The sequence below is a fragment of the Halalkalibacter akibai JCM 9157 genome, from assembly GCF_000513135.1.
In the GTDB taxonomy this organism is placed as follows: domain Bacteria; phylum Bacillota; class Bacilli; order Bacillales; family Bacillaceae_D; genus Halalkalibacter; species Halalkalibacter akibai.
The window spans coordinates 1-23,383 of the sequence record NZ_BAUV01000036.1 but is presented as its reverse complement, the minus strand read 5'-3'; the positions used below and the strand labels follow the sequence as shown (position 1 = coordinate 23,383).

The window sequence follows — 23,383 nt, the reverse complement described above, 5'->3', positions numbered from 1 at the left end:
ATCTAGTTTTTTTTAAGGATTTAATAATTTTTTTATTAATAGTAACCATACCCAATAAAGGATTTGAGAAACATGATACAAATTGATCAGACAAAAAGACAAATTCTTTCAAATTCATGCCTTTTTTGTCAAGACGAATTTTTCCAACCGCCTACTAACAGTCTCCCAAAAGTCGGTTGTTGCTCGTATAGCCCAACCTTTCGCCTCTTAGAAATCGCAAACATGGCATTGAAAGACCCTTTATTTTTAAAAGAAGACGTACTCAGTCATCCTAAGGCGGAAGTATTTCCTTTTTCCGTCAAAGTACATGCGAATATCCATTCTGAATTTCACAAAACAAATCACTCAAAGCTGACAAAAATAGAGAGAGAAGATCTTCAGCTTTCTTATTCAGTCTGTCAATACTTTGAGATTGGGTGTACACTTGATCCTTCTTTTAAGAACAATGTTTGTCGAACTTTTATTTGCTTAACAATTGAAGACTCTTTAAACGAAGATCAAAAGAAGGAATTACAGTATTGGACAAAAACGTTTCAAGACGAAGATAGAACATTTCAATTGAAGCATGAAGCTAATTTAAAAAAGCTTGGACTTGACTTGATTAATAACCCCACTGAAGTCATCGACTATTTTCAAAGTATTTCACTAGACCTGTAGTATAAATGAGAAGAAGCCTGTCACTATGCTAATTAATTGGCATAGGGCAGGCTTCTTCTCATTTATTAAGCGACTACTCCTCTTTCATTAGAGAATTTCTTATACGTTTCTTCGTCCATAATTTTCTTCAGAATTAATAGGCTTTCATACACATCTGAAAAAGAAGTATATAATGCTACAGGTGCAAGTCGAATGATAGAAGGCGATCTGAAATCTGAAATCTGAAATAACCCCTTCTGCTTTAAGAGCCTTACAGATCCTTGCCGCCTCAGGGTGAGATAAGCTGATATGCCCTCCTCTCTCATTCGCTAGACTAGGAGTTGTGTATTCAAAATTAAAATCGAGTAGTTCCTTTGCTATCTCCATTAGAAAATCAGTTAAAGCTAATGATTTTTCTCGTATTTCCTGTATTCCAGCTTCGAGTGTGATTGAAAGAGATCCGATTAACGGCGCTATACTTAATATATGCGGCGTCCCACTTTGTAGGGAACCAGCCTCATCTGCAGGTGTAAAATTATGAGCCATATCAAATTGTTTGCTTTTATCAGATCCAAACCAACCGGCCAAAGCCGCCTTAATAGGAAGGTGTTTTTCATGAATGAAAAGTCCTGCCACAGCACCAGGTCCCCCGTTTAAATACTTATATGTACACCAAAAGGCTGCGTCTATTCCGCAATTATGAAAATCGTGCGGAATACAACCAACAGAGTGACTACAATCAAAAACGGCTAAAATACCTTTTTTATGAGCTGCCTCGGTTAGCTTCTTCATATCAAGTAATTGACCACTTCGATATAAAACAGAAGGCATCAAAAGTAAGGCAACATCATCTTTCAACTCGGAGATAATGTCTTCAGTGGCAATTGTATAACCATCTTTACTCTTAACAGAAATAAGATGTTGCAAAGGGTCAAGCCCCTGTTCTTCCAAAATAGCGGAAATAGCATAAATATCTGAAGGGAATTCCAACTCATTAACGATTACTTTCGTTCGTCCATCCTTAAAAGGACGAAGCGATCTAATTAATTGATGTAAATTGGTCGTGGTCTGCCCTGTAATGATTACTTCTTTCTTTTTTGCACCTACGACTTGTGCCATTTGCTCTGATAATTTTTCAGATAGAGTGAACCAAGGATACTCCCCTTCTGTCCAGCCATCAATTTGGTTATCTTTCCACATTTGCAAAATCTCAAAAACGGCGGATTCCGCTTTTTTAGACAATAACCCTAGCGAATTACCGTCAAAATAATAACTATCTTCTTTGAGGTAAAATTCTTTTTTTAAATCCTTAAGAGGATCTTGTTTATCTAATTGCCTCGCTTTTTCTAAAAAATTTGTCATGATAACTCCACCTTCCCGTATTTTTAAGGGCTAGATGCTTACTGATCTTGTTGTTTAAACCATTCTATAATTTGTTTCTTTTCATTATCTGTAAATTGAAACAAGGGTGAATCACAGCCTTCTTCTCTTAAAATAACTTGTAAAACAGAACCAGATTCCCCGGTGATTACTAAGGCTTCAGGTTCTACTAATTCAGCAGGGACATCCCCCCGAAAAGAGACAATGAAATGTATCCATTGTTGAACTCGATAAGAATCCACTATTTTAAAATTTTCTAATTTACATTCGCTGTATTTTTCAAAAGTTAAATCTATCATTATGTATACTCACCTTTACATCAATTACGATTAGTTAATCAACTATTTTTCGAGAATTTTTATTAAACTGAACCCTAAGCTAATCGAACTTTTAAATATTGAGCAGCAAATTTTATCTCAGCATCGGTAGTAAATCGTCCCAAACTAAAGCGAATCGTTCCCTTCCCTTCCTCAGGCATGACACCCATCGCTTTTAAAACAGGAGATAACGTAACGACACCTGAATGACATGCTGATCCTGTTGAAGCTGCTATTTCAGGGACAGCGGTTAAGATATCTTGTCCTATTCTATTTTTAAAACTAATATTAAGCGTATTTGGCAAACATTCAACAGGATGGCCGTTTACGGTTATTTGATTAGGAAAATAGTCTCTTAACAAAGATAAAAACTCTTCCTTTAATTGTTTTGTCTTTGACATATCTATTAAAAATTTTTTCGCAGTCTCGCAAGCTTCACCTAATCCAGCTATGAACATCACATTTTCAGTCCCGGCCCTTAAACCATTTTCATGACCAGCACCTAACAAATATGGTTTCAGTTCTACTCCCTTCCGTATATACAAAGCACCAATCCCTTTTGGAGCATAGAGCTTATGGCCAGCAATTGAAAGGAAATCGACTTGCTGCTTTATAACATCAACTTCTATCTTCCCTAATGATTGAGCTGCATCTGTATGAAATAAAACTCCATGTTGTTTAGCTATTTCGCCTATTTTTTCGATAGGTTGAATCGTTCCTACTTCATTATTCGCATGCATAATCGTAATTAAAATGGTATCTGAACGGATTGCCTTTTTTAATGAATCAATAGATACTTGTCCGTACTTATCGACAGGGAGATACGTAATTTCAGCACCGAACTGTTTAAGATATTCTAACGGTTTGTGAACAGCAGGATGTTCAATCGCTGTTGTGATAAAATGTTTGCCCTTATGATGATGTTGGTCAAATACTTTTCTAATCACATGGTTATTTGATTCCGTTCCTCCACTAGTAAAGATGATCTCTTCTTTCGCTGCTCCAATGAACGAGGCAACTTGCTGTCTCGCTTTCTCTACCGCTTTTTTTGCTTCAATAGCAGCAAAATGAGTAGTCGATGGATTACCGTAATATTTTGTAAGAAAAGGAGTCATCACCTCCACAACTTCAGGAGCGAGAGGAGTACTTGCGTTATAATCTAAATAAATCTGTTTCATATGAACCTCCATAGCACACAATTATTGGCTTTATTTTAACAGTAACTTTTGCGAATGTATAACAATTTCAATTAAATCAATAATGTATAGTAGTACGAAAAAGGAGTGAGTAATATGGAGATGAACTTACAATCGAAAGAAAGTGAAATTCCTTGTCTAGTTACTGTTGAGCCTGAGAATGGCATTTTTGCAATACGAACATTTGATACGAGTGGTCGATCTTTTTCTAACGGGCATGAATTATTAGCTTGGGTAAAACGAAACTGGGAACCTATTCAATTTGAAAACCCGCAGCAATACACGGACTTGCTACACGCTGTTAAACTTGAGTTAGGAGACGTCTACGAATAACTATCATCTTTTAGACAAGCAACGCATATAATCCTTTGACAATTATTAATGGGGTGTGCGTATGCTTTCTTTTGTTTTTCTACTTCTTCTCTCCATTCTGGTTAGTGTAGACGCTTTTGCCATCGGTTTTTTATTTGGGCTAAAAAGAATTCGCATCCCTCTCATCATCATCATGTTAATCGCTTTATTTTCTTCGTTTATAATCTTTTTTTCAATGGGGATCGGTCATCTACTGGGCGAACTTATTTCTACGTCCATCATATCGGTTTTTGCAGGTGTTATTTTGATTGTCATTGGTGTATATAATTTTTTTAGTGAGATGCCTTTATATCGACGTTCTTACTTTATAATGGTTGCTTTACTGATGAATGTTGACAGTATAGGTTACGGCATCCAAGCCGGTTTGGCAGACCGCTCATTTTGGTTTGCTCCGCTGGCTGGCTTGATTATTTTCGTTGCCTTTATTCTCGGAATCATTTATGGACACGAAACCAAAAACCGTTTCATCGTTCGATATATGTCCATTATCCCGGGCTTAGTCTTTATTCTACTAGGGTTAAGTAAGCTTCTTTTCTAAATAAAGGATTTTACCAAATAAAAACTCATAAGAAAAAGGAGGTACTCAAAAAGCACCTCCTGTTCTTAATTAAGATCGAAAAATCACCGTTATTGTCGGTTTTTATCTATTATTGCGCTTGCCTCGGAAATAATCTAGCGAACAATTCCCCTACTATGCTGCTTAGCTACTGAAATTTCAAAATAGCTATCGTCGTCCTCATAAATCCGATCAATAATAATTAAAATATCTTCAAAAGCAACCGAATGGTTGTTAGTGTTATTTCTATTCATAAATTCAATCATACTTTCAATTTCCGAATTTATTTTCCCATTTAATCCTTCTTCAGTTGTTTTTTTGTTACGAATACTATCATTGAAATCGACTGGATATCTAGGTATGTTCATATCCTTTACCCTCTTCCATACTATTGTTACTCTCATCATAATAGTTTCAAATGCAAGAATCAAGAATTGAAATTTAGTTGGATTTCTGTATTGGTTATTAGAAATATAAAAATAAATCCACCTAGTTTTAATTAGGTGGATTATCTAGTGATATGTAATACTAAAAAAAAAATTAAATTAGAAAGCTTGATTTACCGATTTAACTCTATCACTGCCTTCTGGGTTTGCAAATTCTATTGATTTAACTCTATCACTTCCCTCTGGGTTGGAAAGGTTAAATTGTTGACTTGATACTGCGAACAAGCCCAAAACAATTGCTACTATTGCAATTTTCTTCATAAATACCACCTCCTTTTAATTAATTCTATTTAATTCGTTTAGTGGCAATTGTCGAAAATATAAATTGCCAGCTAACTCAAAGTATTTAGTGGATTTCTGAAAATATAGACGTTCTCCAGATATTAACCCACGGTAGTATTGATCAAATGCTTTCAAATAATCGTTATCAATTTTAAGATCAATATCATCTAAGATCTTTAAAGCCTCATTTTTTTTACCTGTTTTTATCAAGTAAAAGGCAAAACCCTGTTTGTTATTTAAACTAGTTAATTCATATAGATCTTCTTTGAGTTTATCTGTTTCATTCCAATAACAATAAGTAAAGTTCATACTTATTTGAGCCTGATCAAGCATTCTATTATTTTGTAGGTTCTTAGCTAAATCAATAGATTTATGAAAATTTTCCAAAGCCATGTCTTTATTACAAATAATATAAGAAATTCCTAATAAATTATAAGCTATTGCTTTCATAGATGGTGTCAAAGCATTTTCTAAAAGCTCTAATCCACATTTTCTAGATTCCTCGACCTCATTTAAATGCAAATGAACACCTTGCATAATTAACTTCTCTCGACATAACAAAGAATTTTTCATAAATCCATCTATTAATTGAGGAATTTCAACTGCAACTAGCGAACTAAGTGAAGCCCTCATTTCGAAATTTTTCAAATCATAATAATTATACAATTGAAATACCTTAATGAGTGTTGCTAATTCATCTGATTTAACTTTCTTATACGTTAATTGCTTAGTTGCTTCAATTAAGCTAATTTCTTGTTTATATAGAAGATGATCAATCTGATAAACCTCTGCCCAGGTTCTGCTTTCTTCCGAAGTGCTTGTTAATAATTTTTCAATTAGTTTTTCTAGGAGATCTGACTTACTATTTATCACTAAATACTCTAATGCAACTCTAGCTATGTAAGATTCTGGGTCCACATGCGTTATAAACTCCTCAAGGTCATCAATAGCATTAAACGTCTCTGGTGTAATGAATTCGTTCATAGACATCCTACCCTTTTATTTTCAATTTTCATGAAGAAAACGTTCTAACGTATACTATTTCTAACTTATTCGTTTTATTTCCTTCTTTTTTACCAATTTTTTTCATAACTTTATTTTTTATATTTCAGTCTTACTGTAAATGGACTTGAACCTACGTTCTACTTTTTATAATTACCTATTCATAAATGTAAAAGGCGTGTAATACATTCTTAGTTGAAGGCGATTTTTGCTTACAATCATTAGCTGTCTCTTCCGATCGAATCTTTCTTCCTCCTTTTTAGGTGCTTATCTATACCTATTTCATCTAGATGAATACCTTACTATGAGAAGAGAGTATTGGAGGGAAAATAATGACAGAAGATATCATTGTCCCATGGGATTTGGATGATACATTAAACGATGATTCCTATGTGCCTATGTATATAGAAGAAATGGCTGATAAAGTCCTAACCTATTATGATCTTAACGTTACAAATCGCACTGTAGTCGCTACTAAGGCGGATAAAGGTGGTTTAATTTGGAAAATAGAAACAAACAAAGGACCTTTTAGTTTAAAAGTTCTTCACAGAAGACCAACAAGGAGTTTGTTTAGTCTTGGTGCGCAGCAATATTTAGTAGAAGAAAAAGATGCACGGGTACCCCCTATTTTCAAAACGAAGTCCGGTGAAAACTTTATTGAGATGGGAGGAAAGCTTTGGTTTATCGCCGAGTGGATTTCTCTGACAGAAGCATCAAAAGACTTAAAAGGTGCCCAGCAGTTATGTGCAGGGTTAGGTGAATTCCATCGCCTTTCAAAAGGGTATGAACCTCCACGAGGCTCTGAAAAACCATCAAGACTATATCGTTGGCCACGAAAATATGAAAAGATGATTACAAAAATGACATGGTTTAAAGATATCGCTAAAGCTTATCCAGAAACCATTGCGAGTCCTACCCTTTTGTCTTGTACCGACTTATTTGAACAACAAGCAAAAGAGGCCTTAATTAAACTAAACGAATCGGCTTATTCAGAACTTATTAAAAAAGGAAACACTGAATGGGGGCTAGTTCACCAAGACTACGGTTGGGCAAATGGTCAACTTGGTCCAGGAGGCGTGTGGTTGATAGATCTAGACGGTGTTGCTTATGACATCCCTATTCGAGATCTTAGAAAGCTTATTACAGGACAAATGGAAGAACTAGGGTTTTGGGACCCTACTTGGATGAAAGGAATGATTGAAGCTTATCATGAAACAAATCCAATCAGCCAAGATTTGATGGATTTATTGATCATTGATATGTCCTTGCCTAATGAGTTTTATCTACAAGTAAAAGACCTTCTTTATGAACCTACTGAATTTATGGACGCGGAACTAGATTCAATTGTCAAGGGCATTGTCGAATCAGATAAGACAAAATGGCCTGCACTTGAAGAACTGAAGGAATGGAAAGGAGCTATTACTTGATGAAGATCCTCATGATTTGTACAGAGAAGCTTCCAGTTCCAGCTGTACGAGGTGGTGCTATTCAAACATATATTGATGGAGTTACTTCGTTTTTATCTAAGGAACATGACCTTACTATTTTAGGAACAACCGACCCTTCGCTAGCTGATGATGAGACAGTTAATGGAGTTCGTTATGTTCGTAAAGTAGGTGGTTTAGTTGAGACCTATGTCGAAGGTGTCTGTGAATTCTTAAAAGATCATACGTTTGATCTCATTCACATTTTCAACCGTCCTCGCTTAGTGTTACCAGTTCGCGAACAAGCACCAACTTCAAGAATCGTTTTAAGTATGCATAACGATATGTTTAAACCAGAAAAGATTGAATATGACGAAGGTGCTGGAGCGGTTGAAAATCTAGATAAAATCATTACAGTTAGTGACTATATTGGGAAAACGATCTCTGATCCTTTCCCAAAAGCTAAACCCAAATTAAAAACGATTTATTCTGGAGTTGACATTGATCGCTTTGTCCCTCCACATTCAGATAAAGCTCTTAAAATGAGAGAAGCGATTCGAGAAGAACATGATTTAACTGATAAGAAAGTAATTTTATTTGCGGGTAGGTTATCCCCTAATAAAGGGGCTGATATTCTGGTGAAAGCCATGCCTGACCTTGCAAAAGAACATCCGAATATTGCATTGGTAATGGTAGGTAGTAAATGGTTTAGCGTTGACGCCGTTACCGATTATATCGCTTATGTCCGCGCTCTAGCTGAACGATTACCTATCCCAGTCGTTAACACAGGTTTTGTCCACCCTACAGAAATACAAAAATGGTTTGCTGCTGCTGATGTTTTTGTTTGTCCTTCACAATGGCAAGAACCACTTGCCAGAGTTCACTATGAGGCTATGGCTTCAGGCCTCCCTATTTTAACAACAGCACGTGGTGGAAATCCTGAAGTAATTTTTGACAATGAGAACGGTTTCGTTGTCGAGGAACCTGAGGACCCTCAGTGTTTTGTCAAACATCTTACACACCTACTTTCTGATCCTAAATTGTGTAAGAAACTCGGAAAGAAAGGAAGAGAACTTGCCGAGAAAAATTTCATTTGGAGTCGTGTAGCTAACGATATTTTAGATGTTTGGACTGAAGTAGAAAATCGAATAAAGAACGGCATAGGTTACTCCGAAGATATTGAAGAAAGTATGGTAGAAGAATTCGCCGAAACAGGTAATAACCTGCCAATCACAGAAGTTATTGAAGACCTTAATGACCAAGTTAACCAACCTGAGTCAGGTTCAGAAATACCTATTGACTCTGCCCCACTCACAGAAGTTATTGAAGATCTTAATGACCAAGTCAACCAACCTGAGTCAGGTTCAGAAATACCTATTGACTCTGCCCCAATCACAGAAGTTATTGAAGATCTTAATGACCAAGTCGACCAACCTGAGTCAGGTTCAGAAACACTTAATGGCTCTGCTCCAATCACAGAAGCTATTGAAGATCTTAATGAGCAAGTTAACCAACCTGAGTTAGGTTCAGAAACACCTATTGACTCTGCTCCAATCACAGAAGTTATTGAAGATCTTAATGACCAAGTCAATCAACCTGAGTCTCTATCTGAAACTCCTGTTGATTCTGCTCCAATTGAAGAAGTTATTGAGGACCTTAACGACCAATTAAATCAGACTGACTCTAATGAAACAAATGAACTACCTTTAGGTGAGGAACAACAACAAAAGAAACAAAGAGTAAGGAAACTATTTCTCTCTGAATTAAATAAACAAGAATCCTTATTAGATTTATTGCAATCTATTATTGAAGAAAAAACAAAATCAAACTCTAGTCAGTCGTCTCAAGAAATTAAGACGTTATTAAATCAACTTGAAAGAAATTTCAAAAATCAACCTCAAAAACCGAGCAACCTTTTAGAATCAGTTAATGATATTACAACAGCCAAACTCTTTTCGAAACTAGCTGAGAAAAGAAAGAGTCGATCGTCACGAAGAAGAAATTAGTATTTTAAGCCTGTAGCCATTATATTAAGCTACAGGTTTTATCTGTTTTTTATGTATTTAGATGGAGACGGACAACAGAGCACTTATTTAAGGCTGACAGAGCCATTTCATTACTTAGGAGGACTGTAGAGACTTTATTAGCTAAATGGAACGCCAAATCCTTGTGATTTTCAGATAATAAGGGCCCCCCTGTCCTCTTAGCCTCTCAAAATTATTAATTTTTAGCAAATAAGGTCTCTAGTGTCCCCCCATATAAGAACTACAACTAAACGAAAAAGACCGCACCACAAATCAATGTGCAATCCAGTCTCTTTTTAACGAAAGAAACTGCCTTGATAGAAGTGCTTCACTTTAACCCGGCAGTTTCTTTTTGTTACATACCATAAATACTTTTTAAGAACTTATATTCCTTTTCCAATCCCGTTTTAAGATCAATCTTAGGTTGATAGTTTAATAGTCTTTCTGCTTTTGTTATATCCGCCCAGGTGTGTTTAGGTTCACCAAGCGCTTTCTCAATAAACTCTAGTTCAATCTGCTCTCCCATTATTGACTCTAGCATAGAAATAATATCAAGTATGGACGCTCGTTCTTTACCACCGATGTTAATTGTCTCACCTATAACATTATTAGCTGTCGCTACAGCAGCAGTCGCCTCAGCACAATCTGCAATGAAAGTAAAATCACGGGATTGTGTTCCATCACCAAATATGTGAATAGGCTTTTTGTCTAATGCCCGTTTGATAAATCTATGAAAAGCCATATCACTTCGTTGACGAGGGCCATACACTGTGAAATATCTCAAAATTACCGTCGGAACACCGAAACTTTTTCGATACACATGACATAAATATTCCCCTGTTAATTTGGTAATGCCATAAGGAGATAACGGTTCTGGTTTCGAGTCTTCAGTCACCTTACCCACCTTTTCTCCGTAAACAGACGATGTAGAAGTATATATAAACTTCTTCAGAGAAACCCCCTTACAAGCCTCGAGCAACCTCTGGGTCACGTCAATGTTATTTCTAACATAACGAATGAAATCGTCCCCCCAACTTGCACGAACACCTGGCATACCAGCAAGATGATAAACACAGTCAATTTCTTCTAAATACTTCTTCCAATTTATTAACATTAAATCCTCATTTACAAAATGGAAACGGGGATGCTGTGTAAGATGAACCAAATTCTTTTTTTTAATGAATTCTGGTGTTGGTCCAATAAAGTGGTCCACTCCCGTAATAGTAACATCTTGATTTTCTAGTAAAACCTCACACAAACTTGATCCAATAAATCCTGCAGCTCCTGTGACTAAAATATTCATGGTCTCGCCACCCCAATGTACGTTAACCCATGATGTTTGAGTGTTCTAGGCTGTACACAATTTCTACAGTCTAAGACGATGGTGCCGTTCATTTTTGCCTTCACTAAGTCCCAATCCGCTTTCAGAAATTCTGGCCATTCTGTTGCGATAACTAGCGCGTCAGATTGATCTATTGAAGCATACATATCATCATGTACGGTTACACCTTCTACCGATTTAACAATTGGATCGAACACATGCACGTCACACCCTTCCTGCCTGAGTCGTTCCATTAATTTAATCGCTTGAGAATGACGGGTATCATCCGTGTTCGGTTTAAACGCAGCACCCCACACGGTAATTTTTGCTTCTTGTAAGTTAGCCACTTGTGTTTTTAATTTTTGAATATAAACTTCAATTAAGCGGTTATTTATAGCTTGAGCCGACTGTAACAAAACAGGTGTGATCCCTTTTGTTAAAGATTGATATTCCAATGCAGCTAAATCTTTTGGTAAGCATGATCCCCCGTACCCTAAGCCAGCTTGTAAAAAGTGAGGACCAATTCTAGGGTCAGTTCCAAGTCCTAAAGAAACATCCTTAATATCAACCTTGTACGCATCACTAATTTGTGCGAGCTCATTAATAAAAGAGATCTTCATTGCTAAAAAGGCATTAGATGCATACTTTATCATTTCAGCCCCGTTTAAGCTTGTGATAATATATGGCGCCTGTAAATTTTTATATAATTTTTGCAATTTTTCTATTGGTTTTGGATTTTTTACACCAATTACAATCTTGTCTGGATGCAACATATCGTATAATGCCGTTCCTTCTCTCAAAAATTCTGGATTTGAAACAACATCAAAGAGCTCTGGTGAAACGCCTTTATCTAGTAATGTTTGGTTCAGTCGCTCATTAGTCCCGATAGGAACCGTACTTTTCGTTACAATGACCTTGTATGAATCTATCAGAGGGGAAAGTTCTTCTATGACTGAGTGATAGAAACGAAGATTTGCTTTGCCGTCTTCTGAAAGCGGTGTCCCAACTGCAATAAAAATAATGGAACACTTGTTTATAGCCTCCTTTAAATTACTAGTGAACACTAAATTACCCTTCTCGATATTTCTCTCTATCATTTTATCCAATCCTGGTTCATAGATTGGTACCTTTCCATTTAATAGAACTTCAATTTTACGTTTGTCTTTGTCCACACAATATACACTATGTCCAAAATCAGCTAATACAGCAGAAGTTGTGAGTCCAACATAGCCTGCGCCTATTACACATACTTCCATAGCTTCGACTCCTCTTTATAAAAATAATATCCAATTTTTATATCATATTAACAAAAGTTTAGATTAGTGTGGATTACCCGTAAAATAAGCTATTACCCTAGTTGAAATGCCTTTTTTTCTAGGACTACTTCCCCCCTTTTGCTTAGACGAATAGGATAAGAGGAACATGTTTGCTAAGAGCAAGTGTATAAATTTAAATTTTAAGAATATAAATAATAAATATGCAAATTGAATAGGTAAGGGTTTATACTTGTAAAAAGAGGTTAAACTAAAGAGGAACATCTCAGGTCGTACTTACAGTCGTATTTTAAAGATTGTAAAATTCCTTGAAGGAGCTGATTAGTATGAGGAAATTCCAAGTTGTCGTTGAATTCATTAGCGGTCAGAAAGTTAATTTCACTACTAAGTCAGATATAAGAAAGGAAATGTTCCGACAGAAAATTGATGGCGAGGACTGCATTGTAACCGATGATAATATAGTTCTTAACATCGCAAAGATTAAAGCACTTAAAGTAAGAAAGGTTAATCGTAATACCGCTTAAAATAGTTATGAGCTATATGGATGTTCATCCGTGTAGCTTTTTTAGTTTTACTCATATAACATAACTTAGAAAATCTAACCTAGGTTCTACCCAAAGAATCATTTAATTCATAACTGTCTAAAATGGGTTTACAGGGTTCAATATATTGCACCCTTGAATAAACAATTAGCCGTGAAAAAGTTCGCTCCACAATTTAAGTGAGGGCGCTTTTGGTGGTTTCTAGCTGGAATTATTAAAAAATTCACTTTTTTAGCGTCATTACTTTATTTAGTTAATAAACTAAGTTACAATTAACTTCGCTTTGAATTTTTTAAGTACATAGTGAGGTGGGTTGAATATGTTTGATAATTTAAATAACCAAGCCATGTTAGAAGCTTATTACGAAGCTGTTAGTTTAGGTTTAGATATTGAGTTTATCATGATTATAAAAAAGAATTAGATGAGAGAGGGATTACGATACATTTAAAGCAAGAACTCACACAAAAATAATTAAATGAGTGAGTTCTCTAGTTTCCCTTTTCCATTTTTGCAACTAGCCATTTAATATAACTTAATTCCTTATCAGTCAATTTTCTTTTTAACTTACTCTCAAAGTATTCTCTATATAATTGTTCTCTCTCATTAACTTCCAGTTTTCTCACTCCCTTAAAAAAATAATATACATGAATCCATACCAGTTTACAATGATTTCTTTACACTTATTCTTCAAAAAGTAAAAGAGCACTCTCGTCAAAATAAGAGTACTCTTCGTATAAATTATCTATTATCCACTGTCTCCGGATACATATCATGATTCATCATACGGTGTTCAGCCATTTTTTCATATTTTGTTCCTGGCTTACCGTAGTTCGTGTAAGGGTCAATACTGATTCCCCCACGTGGAGTAAATTTCCCCCACACTTCAATGTAGCGTGGATCCATTAACTCAATTAAGTCATTCATAATAATATTCATGCAATCCTCATGAAAATCCCCATGATTCCGGAAACTGAATAAATAAAGTTTTAAAGATTTACTTTCAACCATTTTTACGTCAGGTATATAGCTAATGTAAATAGTCGCGAAGTCCGGCTGTTTTGTCATCGGACACAGTGACGTGAATTCAGGACAATTAAACTTAACAAAGTAATCTCTGTTTTGGTGCTTGTTTTCAAATATTTCTAACACAGAAGGGTTATATTGAAAGTCATACTCTGTTCCTTGGTTTCCAAGTAACGTAACGCCTTCTAATTCTTGTTCAGTTCTTCCACCCATCTTTATTCCTCCTATTTAAACTCCGCGTTTGTTACCCCAAATTAATGTGTGTAACTGCGGTAGTACTTTAGCATCATTCATCGCTGAAGATTGTGTTGCTTTTTCAATTAACCATTCATAACGTTCTAATAACATAGATAATAATTCTGCATTATTGGTTGAAGCCACGTTTTCATTTCCTATTTGCAAATAAAACGGTACGTTAGGGTAGCGTTTGTGTACCTCTTCCGCAAATTCAAAGTCCTCATCGTTAAATACGACTACTTTTAAACTAACATGATGTCCCTGAAGCTCTTCCATGTAAAAATCTAGTCTTTGATAGTCTGTATTCATACCAGAACTAGGTGGCTTAGGAGAAATGGTAACATCATCTATCTGTTTCATCCATTCCTGCCAAATCGAGCCTTGAGTCTCTACGGCTACTTTCCAACCGTTGCTATGACATAATCCAATTAATTCTTCAATCCCTTTGTGAAGCGCCGGGTTACCACCAGATATCGTAACATGTGAGAAACGATTGCCGCCTATTTGAATTAACTCTTCAACAATGTCAGCCGCTTGCATCAAATGACTGCGAGTTGAACCATCCCAAGTAAAACTTGAATCGCACCAGGAACAAGAGTAATCACAGCCCCCCGTTCGAACAAACATCGTTTTCTGACCGATGACCATTCCTTCTCCCTGGATCGTCGGACCAAAAATTTCCATCACCGGTATTTTCATGCTAATTCCTCCGGTTTGGGACGATACACAACATAGCTCGTAGGTGTTTCTCTTACAACAACTTGTAAACATTTAGGTTGATGGGCTAGCATTTCCAATTCTTGGGTAATCGCCTTCCAAATTTGTTCAGCAACTCGTTCAGTTGTTGGGTAAACATCTTTATATTCGGGATGATCATTTAGAACCGAGTGATCATAACGTTTATGAACAATTTCTTTAATTCTTTTAAAATTAATTAAAAAACCAAGGTCATCTAGAGCATCTCCAGCAATCGTAATATTGATAAAATACGTATGACCGTGCATATATTGACATTGTCCTGCCGCAGCATCTGGGATCAAATGAGCAGCGGCTAAATGCATATCTTTATTTAATTCAAAGCGATAAGAGTGTTGAACTTGCGGGTAAAACTGTTGCATCATTTGGCTTTACCTCCTTCCTTTTTATCAAGGTAGGCGTTCAAGCCTTGTTTTCTAAGTTCACATGCAGGGCATTCTCCACAGCCATTACCTCGAATGCCGTGGTAACAAGTTAATGTTTTCTCTCTGACAAAATCAAGCGCGTTCAGTTCGTCAGCAAGTTTCCAAGTCTCTTCTTTATTCAACCACATTAATGGCGTGTGAATGACGAACTGTGCATCCATAGCCAGATTCAATGTAACATTTAGAGACTTAACGAAACTATCTCGACAATCTGGATACCCACTAAAATCAGTTTCACAAACACCAGTAATAATGTGACGTGCACCAATTGCTTGAGCATAAACGGCTGCAAAAGATAAAAACAAATGATTTCGACCAGGAACAAAGGTTGAAGGTAATTCTCCATCCTTTCCTGCCTTCACTTCTATATCCTCACGAGTTAACGCATTTGCAGAAAGTTGGTTAATTAATTTCATATCCAGTACATGAAATGATACTCCTAACTCCTGTGCGATCTCGCGTGCACATTCAATTTCTTCATGATGGCGTTGACCATAATCAAAAGTAACGGTTGCTACTTCTTTAAATTGTTCAAGCGCCCATAGAAGACATGTCGTACTGTCTTGACCCCCACTAAATACGACAACTGCCTTTTCCTCTCTCATGTCTCATTTCTCCTTTTTTGAGGGTGATCTTGTTTTAGAAACAATACCTCTTTTAATGGAAGAACGAGCATTCGATAACTCCATATGGGTGTATTCAAATTTCTTTTCTTAAAAATCACAGAAAAGGAAATACTAAGTCTATCGACTCAACGTGATGAATACTGTCTTATCAACGACAAGAAAACTGTACTTTGATACGTACAGTCACTACCTTAGTTTTTTATAGAGGGAGTTTGCGAACCTCTTTCCTTATTTTCATATAGTATCATAGCATAAGTGAAACTAGTTCGCTATCCTTTTCACCTGCTCTTATTATTGTTAAAATATAAAGGCACCAACCTTATACATACAGAAACGAGGAATGATACAATGTCAACTTTTCAAGAAAAAGTAGAAAAATATGCCGAATTAGCAGTGAAAGTCGGAATTAACATTCAAAAAGGGCAAACACTTGTTGTGCGCACTCCTATTTCAGCAGCCGATTTTGTACGTGTAGTCGCAAAAAAAGCATACGAAGCAGGTGCAAAAAACGTTCACGTTGAATGGAATGATGAAGAATTAACAAAAACAAAATATGAACTAGCACCAGATGAGGCCTTTCATGAGTTTCCTGAATGGGTGGCAAAAGGCTATGAAGAAATGGCTGATAACGGAGCTGCGTTTCTTAGCATTACAGGCTCAAACCCAGATCTTTTAAAAGACGCTGACCCAGAACGTGTTTCTAATGCTAATAAAGCAAGTGGTAAAGCAATGGAAGGATTCCGTTCTTACGTGATGTCAGATAAAATTAGCTGGTCTATCGTTGGTGTTCCTTCTGAAGGATGGGCAAAAAAAGTATTTCCTGATGACAGTACTGATCAAGCCGTCGAAAAGCTATGGGAAGCCATTTTCGCAGCCTCAAGAATTAATGAAGAGAACCCTGTTGCTGCCTGGCAAGAACATCTAGCTACGCTTGATCAAAAAATGAATTCTTTAAACGAAAAACACTACCATGCTCTGCATTACACTTCTGAAGGAACCGATCTAATAATTGAACTTCCAGAGACTCATTTATGGGTTAGTGGTGGCAGTGTTAACAAAGATGGAGTTGCTTTCGTAGCAAACATGCCAACGGAAGAAGTGTTTACTTCTGCTAAGAAGACAGGAGTGAATGGTGTCGTCTCAAGCACGAAACCATTAAACTATGGTGGAACATTAATCAATAATTTCTCTCTAACGTTTAAAGATGGAAAAGTTATTGATTTTAAAGCTGAAGAAGGTTATGAAACGTTAAAACGCTTATTAAACACAGATGAAGGATCTAGCTTTATCGGTGAAGTCGCTTTAGTACCTCATCAATCACCGATTTCAGATACAAAAATCCTTTTCTATAACACGTTATTTGATGAAAATGCATCAAATCACTTAGCTCTTGGTTCTGCCTACGCATTCTGCATCGAAGGCGGAAAAGAAATGTCTAAGGAAGAACTTGAAAAAGCTGGTTTAAACACGAGCCTTACACATGTAGATTTCATGATGGGATCTGCAGACATGAACATCGACGGTGTTTATGCAGATGGTAAGCGCGAGCCAATTTTCCGTGACGGGAACTGGGCTATCTAAAATGAACGTTGGTGTATAAGGGTTTTAAGCTATAAATTGTATACAAAATCTATAATCGGTCACAAATCAGTCACAGCGATTTAAAAAGATTGTCTAGTTGTTTAGCTACGTCTTGTTGCATAGAAGGCAAGACGTGGCTATATCTATCTAAGGTCATTTGAATAGAAGAATGTCCAAGTCGTTCAGATATTATTTTCACATTAACATTCTGCTCAATCAGTAAAGTGGCATGTGTATGTCGAAGATCGTGAAACCGTATCACTGGTAAGCCAATTACCTTAGCTTGTTCTTTAAATCTCCTAGAAAGTGTTGGAGGGTCTATTGGATTACCATACTTTGTACAAATAACTAAATCTAGATCGTTATATGGTGTTCCGTTTTTTAATCTCTCCTCAGTTAATTTTTTTCGGTGTACCTTCAATTGACTTATCAGCTGATTCGAAATGTGAATCGTTCTGACACTTGATGTATTTTTAGCACCAGCTTTAAATGCCTTACCGTCTGATTCTAAAGTTTGACGGATATAAATAACCTTCTTTTCTAGGTCTAAATCCTTCCACCTTAAACCCAATATTTCACCCTTTCTCATTCCTGTGTACACGGCAATTAAACACGCAGTATAATGCCTAAATTTTTTTGAATTACTTAGAAAAGTGTCAACTTGTGATTTATCCCAAACAATCATTTCTGTCTTATTTTCTCTTGGTAAGTCGACATTAGTTACTGGATTAACTTTAATTAACTGAAGCTTCACCGCTTTTTCTAATGCAACCTTTAGTATAGCAATAATTTTGCTAATTGAACTCGGCTGTAGGTTAGCATTTTTAACTAAAGTGGTTATTAGCTTTTGTATAACAGAAGGGTTTATCTCATTTAATCTAGAGAATCCGATGTGTGGTTTTATATGATGGTTAAACAACGATAGCTGATTAATTAGTGTTCTACGAGAGACTTGCATCCGTCTTGTTTCAAACCACTCTTCCATAAATTCGTTTAGCTTTTTTTTACTTGGATCAATATAAGTCCCCTCTATAAGATCACCATTTAGTCTCGTTAATGCTATCTCAGCTTCCTTCTTTGTACTAAATCCCCTCTTTCGCTTTTGTTTTCGTTTTCCAGTCGAAGGATCGTTACCTATATCAATTGCAATATCCCACTTACCAGTCTTTTTATTTTTTGTTATGCTTCCTTTCACAGTACATCTCCTTGTAACCCGTGTCTGCAAAAGGTTTCCGATGTATATTATACCATTTTTCAGGCACAAAAAAGACTTCTAATGTCAGAGAAGTCCCTTCAATTTTAGATATTTTATGCACGAAAGGTTTAACTAAACCTTTCAAAAAAACTCCCACTAATGTGTGGAAGTTTCCTTCTTCAACTAAACCAGCTAATAGAAGTCAATATTTTTCAATAAAAATCCTTCGAATAAAATGCTATACTAAAAATGCTCATGCCAAATAACCTTCCTTAATTCCATTGGAAGGTTCTGGATTGGTTACTTAATTATATCGTTTAAGCCAAATCTAAGAAAGTCTCTTTGCGTTTCAAAAGGGTAAAAATCCAGTGAACAAGCTTGTTTGCACAAGCAATTATCGCTACTTTGAAGGGTTTTCCTTCTTCTCGTTTACGATCATAAAACTCTTTTAACTTCTTATTACGAGAACTTCTAATTCCGCAAAGGGCAGCCATATACAAGGCGTGACGCAATCGACTTGATCCTCTCTTGCTTATCCGATTAATCGTTGCAGTGAACTTACCTGACGAATGAACACTCGGATCAATACCTGAGAAAGCAACTAGTTTCTTAGGGTGGTTAAACCGTTCGATCTCACCGATTTCGGAAATAATCGTTGCCGCGATTTTTCCTCCTATTCCAGGGATCGACTGGATAATCTTATATTCTTCTATTTCTTCAGCCAGGGCATCTATTTGTTCATCTAACTTTGAAAGATGCTCTTGGTATTGAAGAAGCATCTCAATATACATATGAAGACTAACTAAATGACTCTGATACAATGTGCTCTTAAATGGATTACGCTGAGCTGCTTCGACCAACTTTTTCGCTCTATCCTTTGCCCATCGCTCTGATCTAGTTACACATTCGCTTGCAATTTTATCTGATAGTGGATTTTCCCCAGCCTTCAAAACAGCTTCTGATGTACTAAACTCCAATAACGTATTTAGTGAAACTTTTGAATATAAATCTCCGAAAACCCCTCTATACTCAGGAAACACTTGATCTAAGATGGCATGAAATTGTAATTTTGTTTGTACATAAATACCTGTCACTGTTTCGTGCTGCCTTGAGAGATTTCGTAGGTTCAGAAGTTGAATACCTCTTTGTTTATATGGCTCCAATTCTTCTTTATAAAAAAGCTCACATAAGTTATAAGCATCTATCGCATCGGTCTTTACCTTCCGCAAACTTGATTTTTTGGCTTGATAGGATAGTAACGGATTGACCATAATGTAGAGGTAATCATTCTCCTCTAAGAACTGTACGATTGATGTGTGATAATGACCTGTGGATTCAAATATCACTGTTGGTTTAACTCTAGTTTCACCCTCCACTTCTATCAAAAAACCAAGTAAAGTCTCTAAACCTTTAGTATTGTGCAATACACTAAAGCTTTTTTTATAAGGTTTTCTCTTATCTAAAAAAGCTTGTACTTCACTTTCTCCTTTTGAAACATCCAGACCGATTACTGGATTCATTCTATCTCTTCCTCTCCTGTTAATTACCAGTACCCCTAAAAACCATCTCCTAGTATCATAGCTTCGCTTGTTATTCGAGATCATTGTCCCAACCAGCCTCAAACATGTTTAGGGGGTGGACAGTTTAGTTGACGGGATCAATGTCCCACGCACCCGTTCGTCCTACCCTGGCTACTGATATAATAGGTCCTATAAAAATAAGGTCAACCAGTAAAATCTGGATAACCTTATAATACGAAAGCACCCTTTAGCTGAACAAACAAGTTATTTTATTTTCAATTCTTGTTCGCTATTAGGATTGAATACTTTTAAAGATATTTCTATATCCGTGTCACGATAATGTTCCAATGTACAATAAAAATCTCCTTCGTCAATTAGAGGATATTTCTTTATGGGGAATGTAAAGTAACTATTCCCTTCATAAAAGTAAACTGAAATATACTGAGTTCCCCTGTACCCAATATTCTTTTTTATCTCACATTTTCCTTCCTTAACCTCAGTTTGATTAAGCATTATTTTAGTTACATCTACAATAGAATAAATGAATAGAATGCTTGAAAAGAATATAATGAAGATTAAAGTGAGTTTCCCTTTAAATGACTTTCCTTCTTTTAGAAACTCTCTTAAATAATAAATGGATACGATTAACAACATAGTTGAGCCAACAAGAGCAAACATAAAGTCAAACATTATATAATCACCTATTTGGCTGGATAGTTACAGAATTGAATATATTAACTTATAATACCTCAGACCTTAATTAGCTATTCTGCTTCTTCACTTCAAAAAAAGGCGAATACTTTGTTCAGCAATCATCCCCGAATGGAACAATATCTTTATCATTTTTTAAAGATTGACTGGATCAATACTTTCCGTTTCTAATTTGTTTTCTTTTGTATAGCCTTTGGTATATATAACAGGTACTTTATCCCCTACTTTTACGTGATCATAATAATCTGAATGGTCATATCCATATACAATAACGATATGTTTGTATTGAAGTGTCACTTCCCATTCTGATACTTCTCCATGTTCTTTTGCAATCACGGTTGCGTCTACTACTTGACTTTCAGTATGGTATATTGGAGGTCCTTCAGAACAGCCTGATAATATGAGTATTAGGATTGTAGTAACCCATATGACATTCATTATTTTCATTTTTTAATTCCTCGTTTTTTTGTTTTTTAAAGATTTAAAATTTTCAACTAAAGCCCCCGTTAATCAACAATTATTTCTTAATTACTAATAGTGTTTTTTCAAATATATTGATGTGGTTAATGTCAAAGTTATTTATGTTTATAGTTTGTTCAAATTCTTTTTCTTCCTCCTCTTCTCCAACCCAACAAGTATATAACTCGCAATAATCCCCTTGTTCAAGGTATCCATTTAAAATATCACATAACGCAAGGAAACTCTCTTGTGCTTCTTTATTACTTCTTCTTGTGTAAGGGTCTTGATTGTCCGCATCAAAGGAGATACCCACACCTTCATTAGTAAAAACCTCGTATATATTCTTAGTTGTTAAGTGTTTCTTTACTAAATTTCTCATTTCGTAATCCGAAAAATTTTCACCAACTAAAACTTTTTCATCACTATTTTCTTTACTATAAGGTAAAGAGAAATTACAACCAAGATAATTAACTATACTCATTTCACTTTCCCCCTTTATTCTTTAATCAACTTTCTTGTTAAGTTAGTAAAGAACGTATCCGTTTATTCCAGATACGCCCCCGTAGTTTAATAATTATTCGTTATTTCTATTTCGTTTTCTAAACCACTCTATTCCTAACCATACTAATACAACTCCAATTATTAAGAACATTATCCATCCATCTTTACCATAGTTCTCTGGCTCAGGTTTATAAAAATAAGCATAAATAACCATTGTTATTAAGAAGAAAATTAAAACCCTTAATGATTTTTTTATCATAATACTCATCCTTTATTTAACAACTAATCCGAGATTATTAAGTAACTGCCCCCGTTAGCAGCAAGAAGCGAATGCACATATTGAACACTCGCACTCCGTTAAATGAAAAAATCACTCTCACACGTTCCAGTTCCGATACCCAAGATAGGAAGAATAGTCATTAAAATTATTAACAAACCTAATACAATTGCCCCACCTTCAAACGAAAAAAGGGAAATTATCCTTAAAAATTTAGGGTCATCTTTTGTATTCAAATATAAGAAAAATCCACCGATAAGTAGAAAAAATAAACCAATTCCAAAACCAATCAGGTTGCACATTGAAATGCCTCCATTCATTTAAAAGAAAAATGCTTGCATTTCATAATTTTCTCTTCTTAAAACAGTTAAAAATAAAATACTTCCAATTACCATAAAAATATATAACGGTGAAATAATAAGTTGTGATAATTCATCAGGCATTTAACCCATACTCCTTATTTTAATGCTAATTCTTAGTTTACCACTTACTTATTAAAGTATTCTGTCCCGTTAGCTAAAAGCGAATGCTCTTATTGAACACTCGCACTCGTTAATTCAAATAGAAGAATAACTAATCCCTAAGCTTATACCTCTTAAAAGCTTTAATAGGAACTTTGGGTATATCAAAGTAATTTGGGTCATGATAAGGCATGTCCACCAAATCCCAATTAAATCCATCATTTACACACGAAATAAATAAGTCATATCCTTCATCATCAGAAGGGAAAAGAGTAGTTCTAATTTCACCATATTTTAAAGCTGTATCAATAGCACTACGCATTTCCTCTAATGCCGTACGATTACCTACTATAAAAGCATCTCCATGCCACATACCTTGCCCATAAATATGGCATATTGGCGATGGTGTATCTTCATCATAACCACTATTTACGGCATTATTTAATTTTTCAAAAACCACTTCGGGAGAATAGTCATCTAAATATGTATCCATTCCAAATTCCCAATAACCACCCTGAACACCTTCTACTCCAAATTGTGCCGTGAATTTATCGTATAGTTCATTGTACTCTACAAAGAGATAACGATAAGGACCTTTCCAATCATCAACTATATAGAAACAAAGAATTTGTTCTCCATTAAGGCTATAAACAAAGCGAAAAAGAGTGTTAGCTAAACGTTCACTTTCATCTAACTTAAAGTTATATTTTTTTGCCTTTTTTGGTTTTAATTTTTCATCTTGAAAAGGCGTATCTGGTATATATATAGCTTTAAAAAATTTCGTATTTGACATTTAATCACCTCACCAATCAACATTACCTTTTCCTAGTTAAACTATT

At 35.6% G+C, this 23,383-nt stretch carries 30 protein-coding genes and 1 riboswitch; of the genes, 8 read left to right on the top strand and 22 right to left on the bottom strand.

The window, feature by feature from the left end; genetic code table 11:
• Positions 1–72 precede the first annotated feature (72 nt).
• On the top strand, positions 73–657 hold the full coding sequence (locus JCM9157_RS16800; RefSeq protein ID WP_035666551.1) for a hypothetical protein: 585 nt from the start codon (positions 73–75) through the stop codon (positions 655–657).
• 65 nt (positions 658–722) lie between these two features.
• On the opposite strand, the gene JCM9157_RS26235 is transcribed toward JCM9157_RS16800, so the two are convergent.
• The 4 genes from JCM9157_RS26235 to JCM9157_RS16785 all read right to left on the bottom strand — a co-directional run bounded on the left by JCM9157_RS26235 (position 723) and on the right by JCM9157_RS16785 (position 3,511).
• Complete coding sequence (locus JCM9157_RS26235) at positions 723–851, bottom strand: hypothetical protein (protein WP_439644352.1); 129 nt, start codon at positions 849–851, stop codon at positions 723–725.
• The gene (gene kynU / locus JCM9157_RS16795; protein ID WP_439644349.1) at positions 802–1,998 is read right to left on the bottom strand and encodes a kynureninase; all 1,197 of its coding nucleotides are present in this window, start codon (positions 1,996–1,998) and stop codon (positions 802–804) included. Before kynU ends, JCM9157_RS26235 begins: the two co-directional genes overlap by 50 nt.
• Before the next feature lie 38 nt (positions 1,999–2,036).
• Positions 2,037–2,315, bottom strand: a complete 279-nt coding sequence (locus JCM9157_RS16790; protein ID WP_035666550.1) for a hypothetical protein — start codon at positions 2,313–2,315, stop codon at positions 2,037–2,039.
• Positions 2,316–2,389: 74 nt separating this feature from the next.
• Positions 2,390–3,511, bottom strand: coding sequence for a cysteine desulfurase family protein (locus JCM9157_RS16785; protein WP_035666549.1), 1,122 nt, complete (start codon positions 3,509–3,511; stop codon positions 2,390–2,392).
• A 114-nt stretch (positions 3,512–3,625) separates the two neighbouring features.
• On the opposite strand from JCM9157_RS16785, the gene JCM9157_RS16780 reads away from it, so the two are divergent.
• Both JCM9157_RS16780 and JCM9157_RS16775 read left to right on the top strand, forming a co-directional pair.
• Entirely contained in the window at positions 3,626–3,862 is a 237-nt protein-coding gene (locus JCM9157_RS16780) for a hypothetical protein (protein ID WP_035666548.1), read from the top strand.
• Between the two features lie 61 nt (positions 3,863–3,923).
• On the top strand, positions 3,924–4,439 hold the full coding sequence (locus tag JCM9157_RS16775) for a manganese efflux pump (RefSeq protein WP_035666547.1): 516 nt from the start codon (positions 3,924–3,926) through the stop codon (positions 4,437–4,439).
• 134 nt (positions 4,440–4,573) lie between these two features.
• Here JCM9157_RS16775 and JCM9157_RS16770 read toward each other — a convergent pair whose 3' ends face one another.
• The 3 genes from JCM9157_RS16770 to JCM9157_RS16765 all read right to left on the bottom strand — a co-directional run bounded on the left by JCM9157_RS16770 (position 4,574) and on the right by JCM9157_RS16765 (position 6,169).
• A complete protein-coding gene (locus JCM9157_RS16770) occupies positions 4,574–4,825 on the bottom strand; it encodes a hypothetical protein (RefSeq protein ID WP_035666546.1) in 252 nt (83 codons plus the stop codon).
• A gap of 177 nt (positions 4,826–5,002) precedes the next feature.
• On the bottom strand, positions 5,003–5,164 hold the full coding sequence (locus tag JCM9157_RS24705) for a hypothetical protein (protein WP_156321502.1): 162 nt from the start codon (positions 5,162–5,164) through the stop codon (positions 5,003–5,005).
• 15 nt (positions 5,165–5,179) lie between these two features.
• The gene (locus JCM9157_RS16765) at positions 5,180–6,169 is read right to left on the bottom strand and encodes an AimR family lysis-lysogeny pheromone receptor (RefSeq protein ID WP_035666545.1); all 990 of its coding nucleotides are present in this window, start codon (positions 6,167–6,169) and stop codon (positions 5,180–5,182) included.
• Between the two features lie 350 nt (positions 6,170–6,519).
• Here JCM9157_RS16765 and JCM9157_RS16760 point away from each other — a divergent pair, with 350 nt between their 5' ends.
• A complete protein-coding gene (locus tag JCM9157_RS16760) occupies positions 6,520–7,614 on the top strand; it encodes a CotS family spore coat protein (protein ID WP_035666544.1) in 1,095 nt (364 codons plus the stop codon).
• Positions 7,614–9,617, top strand: a complete 2,004-nt coding sequence (locus JCM9157_RS24120) for a glycosyltransferase family 4 protein (protein ID WP_081734225.1) — start codon at positions 7,614–7,616, stop codon at positions 9,615–9,617. Before JCM9157_RS16760 ends, JCM9157_RS24120 begins: the two co-directional genes overlap by 1 nt.
• A 373-nt stretch (positions 9,618–9,990) precedes the next feature.
• Here JCM9157_RS24120 and JCM9157_RS16750 read toward each other — a convergent pair whose 3' ends face one another.
• Together JCM9157_RS16750 and JCM9157_RS16745 are read right to left on the bottom strand one after the other, a co-directional pair.
• Positions 9,991–10,938 carry an NAD-dependent epimerase/dehydratase family protein gene (locus JCM9157_RS16750; RefSeq protein WP_035666543.1) on the bottom strand — a complete coding sequence of 316 codons (948 nt, stop codon included), beginning with the start codon at positions 10,936–10,938 and terminating at the stop codon, positions 9,991–9,993.
• Positions 10,935–12,212: a UDP-glucose dehydrogenase family protein gene (locus JCM9157_RS16745; protein WP_035666542.1), complete on the bottom strand. Its 1,278-nt coding sequence runs from the start codon at positions 12,210–12,212 to the stop codon at positions 10,935–10,937. Before JCM9157_RS16745 ends, JCM9157_RS16750 begins: the two co-directional genes overlap by 4 nt.
• 344 nt (positions 12,213–12,556) lie before the next feature.
• On the opposite strand from JCM9157_RS16745, the gene JCM9157_RS16740 reads away from it, so the two are divergent.
• On the top strand, positions 12,557–12,754 hold the full coding sequence (locus tag JCM9157_RS16740; RefSeq protein ID WP_035666541.1) for a hypothetical protein: 198 nt from the start codon (positions 12,557–12,559) through the stop codon (positions 12,752–12,754).
• Between the two features lie 337 nt (positions 12,755–13,091).
• Complete coding sequence (sda, locus tag JCM9157_RS24115; RefSeq protein ID WP_081734224.1) at positions 13,092–13,193, top strand: sporulation histidine kinase inhibitor Sda; 102 nt, start codon at positions 13,092–13,094, stop codon at positions 13,191–13,193.
• A 317-nt stretch (positions 13,194–13,510) separates the two neighbouring features.
• On the opposite strand, the gene queF is transcribed toward sda, so the two are convergent.
• Genes queF through queC form a run of 4 tightly spaced genes read right to left on the bottom strand, consistent with a single transcriptional unit; the run spans position 13,511 to position 15,818 of the window.
• On the bottom strand, positions 13,511–14,008 hold the full coding sequence (gene queF, locus JCM9157_RS16735; protein ID WP_035666539.1) for a preQ(1) synthase: 498 nt from the start codon (positions 14,006–14,008) through the stop codon (positions 13,511–13,513).
• Positions 14,009–14,023: 15 nt separating this feature from the next.
• A complete protein-coding gene (gene queE / locus JCM9157_RS16730) occupies positions 14,024–14,731 on the bottom strand; it encodes a 7-carboxy-7-deazaguanine synthase QueE (RefSeq protein WP_035666537.1) in 708 nt (235 codons plus the stop codon).
• The gene (gene queD / locus JCM9157_RS16725; protein ID WP_035666536.1) at positions 14,728–15,153 is read right to left on the bottom strand and encodes a 6-carboxytetrahydropterin synthase QueD; all 426 of its coding nucleotides are present in this window, start codon (positions 15,151–15,153) and stop codon (positions 14,728–14,730) included. The genes queE and queD overlap by 4 nt, the downstream gene beginning before the upstream one ends.
• Complete coding sequence (gene queC, locus JCM9157_RS16720; protein WP_035666535.1) at positions 15,150–15,818, bottom strand: 7-cyano-7-deazaguanine synthase QueC; 669 nt, start codon at positions 15,816–15,818, stop codon at positions 15,150–15,152. The genes queD and queC overlap by 4 nt, the downstream gene beginning before the upstream one ends.
• Before the next feature lie 206 nt (positions 15,819–16,024).
• A riboswitch (PreQ1 riboswitch) is annotated at positions 16,025–16,068 on the bottom strand.
• Positions 16,069–16,187: 119 nt separating this feature from the next.
• On the opposite strand from queC, the gene JCM9157_RS16715 reads away from it, so the two are divergent.
• The gene (locus JCM9157_RS16715) at positions 16,188–17,420 is read left to right on the top strand and encodes an aminopeptidase (protein WP_035666534.1); all 1,233 of its coding nucleotides are present in this window, start codon (positions 16,188–16,190) and stop codon (positions 17,418–17,420) included.
• A gap of 70 nt (positions 17,421–17,490) precedes the next feature.
• On the opposite strand, the gene JCM9157_RS16710 is transcribed toward JCM9157_RS16715, so the two are convergent.
• The 9 genes from JCM9157_RS16710 to JCM9157_RS23555 form a co-directional block, all read right to left on the bottom strand.
• Positions 17,491–18,615, bottom strand: a complete 1,125-nt coding sequence (locus tag JCM9157_RS16710) for a site-specific integrase (RefSeq protein ID WP_035666532.1) — start codon at positions 18,613–18,615, stop codon at positions 17,491–17,493.
• Positions 18,616–18,932: 317 nt separating this feature from the next.
• Entirely contained in the window at positions 18,933–20,135 is a 1,203-nt protein-coding gene (locus JCM9157_RS16705; protein WP_035666531.1) for an IS110 family RNA-guided transposase, read from the bottom strand.
• A gap of 264 nt (positions 20,136–20,399) precedes the next feature.
• Positions 20,400–20,825, bottom strand: a complete 426-nt coding sequence (locus JCM9157_RS16700) for a hypothetical protein (RefSeq protein WP_035666529.1) — start codon at positions 20,823–20,825, stop codon at positions 20,400–20,402.
• 156 nt (positions 20,826–20,981) lie between these two features.
• Entirely contained in the window at positions 20,982–21,293 is a 312-nt protein-coding gene (locus JCM9157_RS16695; protein ID WP_035666527.1) for a hypothetical protein, read from the bottom strand.
• Between the two features lie 70 nt (positions 21,294–21,363).
• A complete protein-coding gene (locus JCM9157_RS16690; RefSeq protein ID WP_035666525.1) occupies positions 21,364–21,786 on the bottom strand; it encodes a hypothetical protein in 423 nt (140 codons plus the stop codon).
• A gap of 93 nt (positions 21,787–21,879) precedes the next feature.
• A complete protein-coding gene (locus JCM9157_RS16685) occupies positions 21,880–22,065 on the bottom strand; it encodes a hypothetical protein (protein WP_035666523.1) in 186 nt (61 codons plus the stop codon).
• 98 nt (positions 22,066–22,163) lie between these two features.
• On the bottom strand, positions 22,164–22,385 hold the full coding sequence (locus JCM9157_RS16680; protein ID WP_035666522.1) for a hypothetical protein: 222 nt from the start codon (positions 22,383–22,385) through the stop codon (positions 22,164–22,166).
• Between the two features lie 18 nt (positions 22,386–22,403).
• On the bottom strand, positions 22,404–22,526 hold the full coding sequence (locus JCM9157_RS25830) for a hypothetical protein (protein ID WP_268870960.1): 123 nt from the start codon (positions 22,524–22,526) through the stop codon (positions 22,404–22,406).
• Between the two features lie 130 nt (positions 22,527–22,656).
• Complete coding sequence (locus JCM9157_RS23555; protein WP_052013215.1) at positions 22,657–23,337, bottom strand: hypothetical protein; 681 nt, start codon at positions 23,335–23,337, stop codon at positions 22,657–22,659.
• Between the last annotated feature and the right edge of the window lie 46 nt (positions 23,338–23,383).